This is a genomic window from Neptunomonas japonica JAMM 1380, from assembly GCF_016592555.1.
Classification (GTDB): domain Bacteria; phylum Pseudomonadota; class Gammaproteobacteria; order Pseudomonadales; family Balneatricaceae; genus Neptunomonas; species Neptunomonas japonica_A.
This window is the reverse complement of sequence record NZ_AP014546.1, coordinates 3132582-3142654: the sequence shown is the minus strand read 5'-3', so window position 1 is coordinate 3142654 and position 10073 is coordinate 3132582. Positions and strand designations below refer to the sequence as shown.

Genomic DNA, 10073 nt, shown 5'->3' with positions numbered 1-10073 from the left:
TTTGTTTTTTTAGTGATTATCGAACTTCTTAATTTCACCTGATTTCAGACGTGACATGTATGAAGTCAACTCTTTCTTAACGACTGGCATTAAGAAGTAAAGCCCGATGATGTTGGCAACGGCCATGGCAAAAATGGCCGCATCGGAGAAATCGATGACAGGGCCAAGGTTGGCGGCGGCACCAATCACTACAAAAATACAGAAGATTATTTTAAAAACTAGCTCTGTCGTTTTTCCTTCACCGAACAGGTAGGTCCACGCTTTTAAGCCATAGTAAGACCAGCTAATCATCGTTGAGAAGGCGAACAGGACAACGGCAATAGCCAGTACGAACGGGAACCAGCTGAATGCGGATGAGAAGGCAGCAGATGTCAAAGCAACACCAGAGGAGCCATCTGCCGTAATAATTCGACCATTTTCACCAATCAGATACAGCCCTGAAGTGGGGTCAGTCGTTAGCTGCCCTGTAATAATGATAACCAATGCCGTCATGGTACAGATCACAACTGTATCAATAAATGGTTCAAGCAGAGAGACTAAGCCTTCTGTGATTGGCTCTTTAGTTCGTACAGCAGAGTGAGCAATAGCGGCAGAACCCACTCCGGCCTCGTTAGAGAATGCGGCGCGCTTAAAGCCTTGAATTAGGGCTCCGACAAAACCACCGGCAATTCCCAACCCTGTGAAAGCGCCTTCGAAAATTTGTCCAAAAGCCCAGCCAATTTTATCAGCGTTCATTAAAATAATGACTAATGCGGCTGCAACGTACATTAGCCCCATGAATGGAACAATTTTTTCAGTAACATTGGCGATTGATTTAATTCCACCAACAATGACAGCAAAAACGATCAGTGCAAAAATAACACCTGTGATCCAGCCGGGGTAACTACCCACAATACTGCTAATCTGCGCATGTGCCTGGTTCGCTTGGAACATGTTTCCGCCACCTAGTGAGCCTAGAATACAAAATATCGCAAATAGACCTGCAAGGGGTTTCCCACCTGGGACACCGCGTTCCTTAAAACCTTTAGAGATATAATACATAGGGCCACCTGATACCGTACCGTCTGCATATTCATTGCGGTACTTTACCCCCAGAGTACACTCTGTGAATTTTGATGCCATGCCCATTAAACCAGCCAGAATCATCCAAAAAGTAGCACCCGGGCCACCAATGCTTACGGCTACGGCAACACCGGCGATATTACCTAAACCGACAGTGCCAGATAAGGCTGTAGCGAGTGCTTGAAAGTGAGATACCTCACCTGCATCATTAGGGTCAGAATAATCGCCCTTCACAAGGGCAACAGAATGACGAATGGCACGGAACTGGATAAATCCGAAGTAGAGTGTGAATACGGTAGCACCTGTTACTAACCATAAAACTATCCATGGAAAGCTGGTACCCGGTAGTGGTGCAAAAATCAGGTTAACAAACCAGCCAGTGGCCCATGAAAAGGCTTCATTTACCGTTTGATCAATACTGCTTTGTGCTAGTGCAACTGAACTTTGAAAAAACGAAATAAGGGAGATGATTGCGCAACTTATTATTTTTTTAGTTTGCATAATAAAACCTCAGTTTACGACGGTGACGGGAACGTTGGCGCTCATCACCAATTTTGCCGTGACGCTGCCAAACAGTTTTGCCGCAAAGCCACTTTCCTTAGATCTGGCTACAATAATTTGCTCGGCTTTTTCTTTAGAGGCAACTGAGTTCAATAACTCTGCCGCATCACCATGTAAAACACGACCCTTTGCGGTGAATCCTTCCTTTTTAAGAGCGCCTAATGCGGGAGCTATAACACGCTCAGTCGCTGTTTTTATTTCTTGCTCTCTACGTTTGTGGCGCATGGCATTTTCTTCGGGTGTTTGAAAACTATATGGAGACCACTCAATGATATACACCAATTCAATTGTGCAATCGCCAATAAGTTTTGATAAGCGTTTAGCGTGTTCGAGCGCTCTATCTCCCGGCTCACTACCATCCAAGCCTACGATTAGTTTCGTTGTCATTTGATCACTCCTTTTTTTATTATCTAACTAGTAAGTCTATGTATGCGGTAAGGGTCAAGGGGGAGGTCGATATTTAAGAGGTAGGTGTCCCAGTATTTAAACTTTTCGATTATTGCGCTCTTTTGAGTCAATATGGTTTTAGTAAGCAGAAGTGACAGCGTATGCCTATATCTTCGGATTGATCATGGCGTTGTTAGTGGCTCGAATGGCATTCCATATTTTTATTGCTTGCTAATCTAGTTGGCCTAGTTAGGCGTTAGGACGTTATTTCTCTATCCCTTTTAATCCGTTTAGTTACCACCTGTTAGGTATATTTCGCTAGAGGCTCGCCCCCCATAATATAAGTTAGCTGAAAAGGGCGAGAACTATTATGACGGGCAACACAATTAACGACAGCATTGCTAGTTTATCGGATACACAGTTGGTCGATGGTTTTGGTCGTCGCATTGAATATCTGCGTATGTCAGTGACTGATCGTTGTGATTTTCGCTGTGTTTATTGCATGTCTGAAGATGTTAAGTTTCTTCCACGTGCGCAGGTTCTTTCTTTAGAAGAGCTAGCGACTATAGGTCAAGCGTTTAGTGAGCTAGGCGTTAAAAAGATCCGTTTAACGGGTGGTGAGCCGCTAGTACGTCACGACATCATCTCTTTAGCAAAAAAATTAGGGGCTTTACCTGGCCTTGATGAAGTTACTATGACAACTAATGGTTCTCAATTAGTGCGTTATGCAGAGCCTTTGCTAAAAGCTGGCATTAAGCGCTTAAATATTAGTTTGGATTCTTTAAACCCTCTGCGTTTTGCTGCATTAACTCGACGAGAAAAGCTTGATCAGGTACTCGATGGAATACGTGTAGCCGCTGCTGCAGGTTTTGAGCGAATCAAGTTGAATGCGGTTGTCTTGAAAGGTCGCAATGATGATGAAGTTATTGACCTAGTAGATTTTGCAAGAGAGTTAAATATTGATATTAGTTTTATTGAAGAGATGCCATTAGGCGTGGTTAGTTCGCATAACCGCCAAGAAGCATTTTGTTCCAGTGATGAAGTGCTTGAGCGCATTCAAACACGTTATGCATTGATTGCAAGTGATGAAAAAACAGGTGGCCCATCACGCTACTATCGCATGCAAGAGAGTGATACTCGTATCGGTTTTATATCGCCACATAGTCATAATTTCTGTGAGACCTGCAACCGTATTCGTCTAACGGTTGAGGGGCAACTGTTGTTATGTTTGGGACGTGATAATGCTGTGGATTTACGAGCAGTAGTCAGGCGTTATCCAGGGGATACGGAGCGTTTAAAGCAGACGGTTATTGATGCTATGCAATATAAACCCAAAGAGCATACTTTTTACCAGGATGACCAGCCTCAGGTCGTTCGTTTTATGAACATGACAGGGGGGTAGTTATGAATCCAATTATTCGAGTAAAAGTACTGGATCGAGTACGAGTACATCCATTATTTTCCTCACTTAAAGATGAAGATTTGGCTCAACTATTTGAGCGGGCACGTCCTATTGATTTAGTGGCACATGAGAAACTTTTTTCACAAGGCGAAAAAGCAGATCGTTTTTATATCGTAGTATCAGGAAGCGTTAAGCTTTTTAGGTTTTCCAAAGATGGGCAGGAGAAAGTCATAGAGGTGATCGAGGAAGGACACTCTATGGCAGAAGCGATCATGTTTATGGAAGAGCTCAGTTGTTATCCAGTGAACGCTGAGGCCTTGGAAAAAACGACAGTGGTTGGTTTTAATAGTAGTTTGTATTTACAGATTTTAGAGTCATCACCGCAGAGTTGTTTTAAAATTCTTGGTACACTTTCACGCCGTTTACACACCCGTCTAAATGAAATTGAAACGCTGACGTTAAAAAATGCGAGGCATCGTGCTTGCCGGTATTTGCTTGATCTTGCAGGAAAAGATGCGTTGTCAGGGCAGGAGATTCACCTGCCCGTCGCAAAACAACTCATTGCCGCGAGGTTAGCGATGCAGCCTGAAACCTTGTCTCGTATTTTAAGAGAGCTAATTAAAGAAGAGATCATCATCGTAAACGGTAGAGATGTAACTATTAACAGTCTTGAGCGGCTTAAAGCAGTTGATTAGTTATTTATGAGCACTTTATGCGGATATGTGTGCTCAAAATATACTGAGATAGAAACAGCTTAAGTGCGTAACTAGTGGAGTAGATCAATGGGACACGCAAAAGAAGGAGTGGCCTTTGCGCCACTAAATATCGCTGTATTAACTGTTTCCGATACACGCACATTTGAAACAGATACCTCAGGCGATACATTAGAAACGTTGTTAACAGCCGTCGGTCATCACTGCACAGAACGTAAAATTGTTCCTGATGATATCTACCAGTTAAGGGCGGCAGTTTCTCATTGGATTGCATGTGAGTCTACACAAATTATTTTAGTCACTGGCGGTACTGGCTTTACGACACGTGATAGTACGCCAGAGGCGCTAACCCCTTTGTTTGATAAACATGTTGAAGGATATGGCGAGTTGTTTAGAACCCTCTCTTATGAAGAAATTGGGACCTCGACGATTCAGTCTCGTGCTGTTGCGGGTATTGCTAACCGTAAAGTTATTTTTTGTATGCCGGGTTCTCCTAAAGCCTGTAAAACTGCTTGGACGCGCATTATTGAAGAGCAGTTAGATGCGCGTCACCGTCCTTGTAACTTTGTAGAGATGGTCTTACCTCACGCACAAACTGCTTGCGGGAGCCGCTCATGAGTTGCTCATGTGATAATGGTAGGTTGCAGCCCTTTGAAAGTGGTTTGGCGCAATTAGTTAATGCGGCGAGTAGCGTTCAAGAAACCGAGGTTGTTGAGTTACAAGAAGCACTTGGCAGAGTGTTAGCAAGAGATATTCGCTCAACGTTATCCGTTCCTCCAGCAGACAATAGTGCAATGGACGGGTATGCGGTGTGTGCTAAAGACTTAGAAGATGGGAAGGTTTTTTACATATCGCAGCGTGTTGCTGCAGGCCACCAAGCAGCCGCTCTTGAGCGTGGTACAGCCGTTCGATTATTTACCGGTTCAGAAATACCTAAAGGCGCTGATACAGTCATCATGCAGGAAGAAGCCTTGCTTGAGGGCGAAGGTGTTCGTTTTATTGGAAAACCGGTCAAAGGCGATCATATTCGTCGCGCAGGGCAAGATATCAATATCGGTGATCACGTTATTACCCAAGGAACCCTATTGGCTCCTCAGCACTTAGGGGTTTTGGCCTCTGTTGGTGTGGCCGATGTGACTGTATATCGACGTTTACGGGTCGCCGTATTAAATACCGGTGATGAACTCGTCATGCCTGGGATGCCTTGTTCCGAAGGAAAAATATATAACTCAAATTTTTTCACATTAAGCGGTTTATTAACACGTCTTGGTTGTGATGTGTGGACGCCAGGTATCGTTAAGGACACCCCTGAAGCGACACAGCAGGCACTTGCGCAAGCCGCGAGTACTGCCGATGTTATTATCAGTAGCGGTGGTGTGTCTGTGGGTGAGGAGGACCACGTAAAATCAGCGGTAGAAGCGCTTGGCTCGTTAGATCTTTGGCGCTTGGCCATTAAACCAGGTAAGCCATTAGCGTTTGGTGACGTAAAGGGAACGCCTTTTATTGGTTTGCCAGGTAACCCTTCTGCGGTCCTCGTAACATTCTTAATGCTGGCGCGTCCGTACATTTTGAAAATGCAGGGTTCGAAAAATGTTGAACCTCGTCTCTATCAGGTATGTGCAGGGTTTGAGCGCAGCAAGGGTATCTCTCGAAAAGAGTTTTTAAGAGTCGTAGTGATGAATGAAAACGGACGATTATTGGCAACACCTGCACATAGTCAGAGTTCGGGCGTGCTTAGCTCGGCAGTAATGGCTGATGGTTTGCTAGTGGTGCCTGAGCAGCATCAGGTTAAATGTGGAGACATATTAGACTTCATTCCGTTTTCAGAAATTGGAGCTGTTTAGATAAGTAGTCGGCAGAGATAAGCACAATACTAGATAAATACTATGCAGAGGATGGGCAATGAGTGATCTGACAATGTTAACAGCCGGTGAAATAATGTCTCCCAGCGTGCTGACAGTTCCTCAAAACTGGTCGTTGAAGCAATTAATAGAGTTTTTTGATCAACAGAATATTAATGGTGCTCCTGTGATGGGTGATAATGGCAGCTTAGTCGGTGTTGTTAGTATTAGTGATATTTTAAAGTTCGACAGTCGTGCGCACTCTATTACCGAAAACCCATCAACTCAGTATTATTACAACAATCTAGATGGGGCATCACCAGAGCAGTTAGGGTTGGTTGGCGGTGATAGTCATACGCTACATCAAGTGAGTGAAATCATGACTGCGCATATTGTTTCAGTTGATGTATCCGTCTCATTATCAGATGTAGCAGCCTTGATGTGCAGGAAAAAAATTCATCGTGTGTTTGTTACTTCGGATAACGAGTTAAATGGTGTGTTATCCACATTAGATATTTTAAAAAGAGTGGCGTGAGGAGTCATTTCGCTCACTTTTAGCACTTTTCTTTAATTTAAGAAGGCGCTTTAGCGCCTTCTTTATTGCGTTGTACTCACTACGACTGTTTAATGTTTATTATCGTAACGAATACCTTTTCGTGTTGCCTTTATGGCTTTATCAATATTGATGATAGCTGCAATTTTATGGCCGCCTTTGTTGTTTGAGGCGTGTTTTAGTTCCCATTTTGCTTTTTCTAGGCTTTTGAGTGCGGCTTCCATCAATGGTTGAGGTTCAGCGGTGGCCACACTGCTGATTGTTAGTGTCAGCAAAGTAGAAATAACAGCAATTTTTACTAGTTTCATCAGTTTCTCTAGTTTTCATTCAAAGTGTTTTGAAAGCCATCATTTTGTGCAGGCCTTTTTGTTGAGGCAATTAAACGTTTCGCGAGGGTTTGGGCCCAATCATCTAGTGTCTCTTTTACTAATCCCCAAGGTGCGGGCTCATTTTTACCAATTGTTTTACTGGTCCCTTCTCGTGTATCGATAGCTGTTGCTAGGCGTTTGTTCGTAACACTATCCAAGTATTCAGATTCAAGTGTCATTTCTAATACAATCAGTTCACTATTTTGTGTATTACGCACAACATCTTTGGCGGTATTGAGCACTAAGCGAAAAGGAATATAGTCCAGTGCATTTTTGCTGGGAGCTTTTCGTTTAATGTTGGTGATAGCGAGCCTGATGCGCAGAACATCAAGGCCTGGTTCATCAACGATAGTGAAGTGCTCACCAAGGTTTTTACTAAACGTGCTTTCTAGATAATCCACAACGGATTGTAGGTCTTCTACTCTCATGCCGTGAACCGGCGAGTCTGGATGAAACCATACTTCAGCTGGGTCCAACATGATTCTTTTATAGCGTTTAATGGGTTGTTTTTCAACATCGGGGCTAACCCAGATATTGGCTCCGCCAAAAGAGCTTTGCTTCATTTGATCGTAGTTATCTAAGAATCCGGAGTGTGTCGCAGCGGCCTGTACGGGTGAAAATGCTAATAAGGAGCACATACAAGATATAAGTAATATCTGTAATTTTTTCATGGAAGTTCTTATCTCATCAAAATTAAGAGGTAATAAGCTTGGTGCTAAGTGGTAGCGCACTAACTTTGTAACCGTTGTTGCCTATATTCCTGAGGGTTGCATTGGAACCAGCGTTTAAAAGCACGAGTAAAATTACTTGGCTCAGAAAAGCCTAATAAATAGGTGATTTCGGCATGGCTCTTCGGTGCTCCCTTTAGATACTGCTCAGCAAGGTCTTTACGGGTATCTTCTAGTAACGCTTTGAAGCTACAGCCTTCGTGCTGTAATTTGCGTTGTAAGTTTCTTAAACTGCAGTTTAGCTCTTTAGCGACAACTTGTTGAGTTACGCGACCGCTAGGTAGTGACCCAATAATAATTGCTCTGACCTGCGCTATAGTGTTGTCCTTATCAAACCTTGCGAGGTAATCAATGACAACTAGGTCGTTGACTCTGGCGAGCACTGTGTTTGCTGTAGGTAGCGCTTGATCGAGTGTGTCGTTATCAAAATAGATACGGTTTTCTTTACTTGAGTATTCAATTGGGCATTTAAAGAATGCATCAAATGGTGTGATGTCTAATGGTTTAGCGCGCCTCATTTCGACTCTTAAAGGCGTTATTTCTTGATCTGCCGTCATCCTACATACCTGAATAAACAAGGCTAAGGCTGAATCAATTGATGCATTAATAACATGTACTGCTTCTGCGGGAATGATCAGCCAAAGACAAGACTCATTCTCATACCTATTTAACTCAAGCGTTGTTCCATTATTGATGATCTTGAAGTAGCGGGAGAGCCGTTGTAACGCGTCGAATAAAGTGTCGCTAGCCAGCCAAGAAAACCCTAACCCATTGAATGCAATAGGAGAAAGCTGTCGTGCAACCGTAAGCCCTAAGCCTTCATTACCTGTTTCCTCTATCGCAAGGTTCCAGACATTTTGCATGGCAATAGCCGGAAAACGAGCTTCAGGGTTTCTTGCTTGGGTCACATCGATACCTGCTGCTTTGAATATTGGTTGACTATCACACCCATGAGACTCAATAGCCTGCTTAATCATCAATACTATGCTGGCAATTGTTGTTCCTTTAGTCGCATCGGATAGCGGTACTTGTGCCATAACCTGAAACCCATACTTAAAATGCTAATGTAAGAGCATTTTGCCCAAGGTACAAGTTGATACGGTTAAAGGTGTGCATTGTTTATGGGTAGGGAGCGTAACCTAGATGTAATCTTTGTATAACAGGCTGGCATAAAAGGACAACGGGTCGGCATATAATGATAATTAGCCTATAACTTGGTGGCATTAATATGGATGTGTCGCTTAATAAAAGTGTTGATTTAACGGACGCATTTTTCTTTTTGTGTTGTTAGAATCGCTTTATATCTACTTTATGTGAGGGAACCATTTAATGAAGCCACTTATCTATTTATTACTGATGTCATCTGTAGCGTTGGCGATTACAGGATGTAATCAAAACGACGCTGCTGCACCTGCTGTAAAAACTCCTCCACCGTCAGTGATAGTGGCTGATGTTATCTCTCAGCAAATAGCGGGTGGTACAGTGTTTATCGGGCGTACTCATGCGACGGAAAAAGTAGATCTTATTGCACGTGTTCAAGGTTTTCTTAAAGCAAAACACTTTGCCGAAGGTAGCTCTGTAAAAAAAGGCGATGTTTTATATGAAGTTGAAACCGAACGTTACGATGCTCTAGTGGCGCAATCCAAGGCTAAAGTGGCGGCAGATAGAGCTAAACAGACAGAAGCATCGCTGCAACTCAAAAGGTTGCGCGCACTGAGTAAGAAAAGGCTAGCAAGCCGACAAGATTTGGATGCAGCTGTTGCTAGCGAACAAGCGGCCAAAGCCGGAGTGCAAGAAAGCAAAGCGAAGCTGCAAGATACAGAGTTAAATCTTTCCTACACAAAAATTATAGCACCATTTTCTGGGCAAATTGGTGCGGCGGCAGTGGATGTAGGCAATTTAGTCGGGCCTGAGTCGGGTGTGCTGGCAACCATTATTGATCTGTCAGAGATGGACGTCACTATCAACATCAGTGATACCCAGTATCTTGCATTTACAAAGTTAACAGCACAAAGGGCTGAAGAAGGTAAGGCTGAACTTAATATAGTCCCAAAGCTCATTTTAGCGGACGGCTCTGAATATGCTCAGAAAGGCGTAGTGCGTTTTATTGGCAATGAGGTAGAAGCTGCTACAGGGACAATCCCCCTGACTATTCGCTTCCCTAACCCAACACAGTTGTTACGTCCCGGGTTATTTGTAACGGTTAATATGAGCAGTGCAGAAACAGAAGCCTTGCTAACGGTGCCGCAGTCGTCAGTTCAAACAGGTCAAGGAGGCTATTCTGTATTGGTGGTAGGCGCAGAAAATAAAGTTGAGCAAAGAGTGATACAGCTGGGTGAGCGAACAGGAAACGATTGGATTGTCGTTGCAGGGCTAAAGATGGGTGAAAGGATCATTGTCGAAGGTCTACAAAAGGCTAAACCCGGAAGAACAGTAAACCCTGTTTCTCTGTAACGTC

Annotated in this window: 11 protein-coding genes; 6 read left to right on the top strand and 5 right to left on the bottom strand. The window is 43.5% G+C overall.

All coding sequences use genetic code 11. The features are described 5' to 3' along the window. Positions 1–9: 9 nt before the first annotated feature. Together NEJAP_RS14745 and NEJAP_RS14740 are read right to left on the bottom strand one after the other, a co-directional pair. On the bottom strand, positions 10–1563 hold the full coding sequence (locus NEJAP_RS14745) for an alanine/glycine:cation symporter family protein (RefSeq protein ID WP_201347951.1): 1554 nt from the start codon (positions 1561–1563) through the stop codon (positions 10–12). A gap of 9 nt (positions 1564–1572) precedes the next feature. Beyond that, positions 1573–2010 (bottom strand): universal stress protein, encoded by a 438-nt coding sequence (locus tag NEJAP_RS14740; RefSeq protein WP_201347950.1) that lies wholly within the window; start codon positions 2008–2010, stop codon positions 1573–1575. A gap of 370 nt (positions 2011–2380) precedes the next feature. On the opposite strand from NEJAP_RS14740, the gene moaA reads away from it, so the two are divergent. The 5 genes from moaA (at position 2381) to NEJAP_RS14715 (ending at position 6501) form a co-directional block, all read left to right on the top strand. Then, on the top strand, positions 2381–3412 hold the full coding sequence (moaA, locus tag NEJAP_RS14735; protein WP_201347949.1) for a GTP 3',8-cyclase MoaA: 1032 nt from the start codon (positions 2381–2383) through the stop codon (positions 3410–3412). Between the two features lie 2 nt (positions 3413–3414). After that, a complete protein-coding gene (locus NEJAP_RS14730; protein ID WP_201347948.1) occupies positions 3415–4107 on the top strand; it encodes a Crp/Fnr family transcriptional regulator in 693 nt (230 codons plus the stop codon). 87 nt (positions 4108–4194) lie between these two features. Further along, positions 4195–4743 (top strand): molybdenum cofactor biosynthesis protein B, encoded by a 549-nt coding sequence (moaB, locus tag NEJAP_RS14725; RefSeq protein ID WP_201347947.1) that lies wholly within the window; start codon positions 4195–4197, stop codon positions 4741–4743. Next, complete coding sequence (gene glp, locus NEJAP_RS14720; protein WP_201347946.1) at positions 4740–5969, top strand: gephyrin-like molybdotransferase Glp; 1230 nt, start codon at positions 4740–4742, stop codon at positions 5967–5969. The genes moaB and glp overlap by 4 nt, the downstream gene beginning before the upstream one ends. 58 nt (positions 5970–6027) lie before the next feature. Next, a complete protein-coding gene (locus NEJAP_RS14715; RefSeq protein ID WP_201347945.1) occupies positions 6028–6501 on the top strand; it encodes an HPP family protein in 474 nt (157 codons plus the stop codon). Between the two features lie 89 nt (positions 6502–6590). On the opposite strand, the gene NEJAP_RS14710 is transcribed toward NEJAP_RS14715, so the two are convergent. From NEJAP_RS14710 to NEJAP_RS14700, 3 genes are read right to left on the bottom strand one after another with little or no spacing between them, the layout of a single operon-like run. Continuing rightward, positions 6591–6827, bottom strand: a complete 237-nt coding sequence (locus NEJAP_RS14710) for a hypothetical protein (protein ID WP_201347944.1) — start codon at positions 6825–6827, stop codon at positions 6591–6593. Positions 6828–6835: 8 nt separating this feature from the next. Further along, positions 6836–7558 carry a DUF3313 domain-containing protein gene (locus NEJAP_RS14705; RefSeq protein ID WP_201347943.1) on the bottom strand — a complete coding sequence of 241 codons (723 nt, stop codon included), beginning with the start codon at positions 7556–7558 and terminating at the stop codon, positions 6836–6838. Between the two features lie 59 nt (positions 7559–7617). Continuing rightward, positions 7618–8652, bottom strand: a complete 1035-nt coding sequence (locus NEJAP_RS14700) for an AraC family transcriptional regulator (RefSeq protein ID WP_201347942.1) — start codon at positions 8650–8652, stop codon at positions 7618–7620. 292 nt (positions 8653–8944) lie between these two features. On the opposite strand from NEJAP_RS14700, the gene NEJAP_RS14695 reads away from it, so the two are divergent. Then, on the top strand, positions 8945–10069 hold the full coding sequence (locus NEJAP_RS14695) for an efflux RND transporter periplasmic adaptor subunit (protein ID WP_201347941.1): 1125 nt from the start codon (positions 8945–8947) through the stop codon (positions 10067–10069). The last annotated feature ends 4 nt before the right edge of the window (positions 10070–10073 follow it).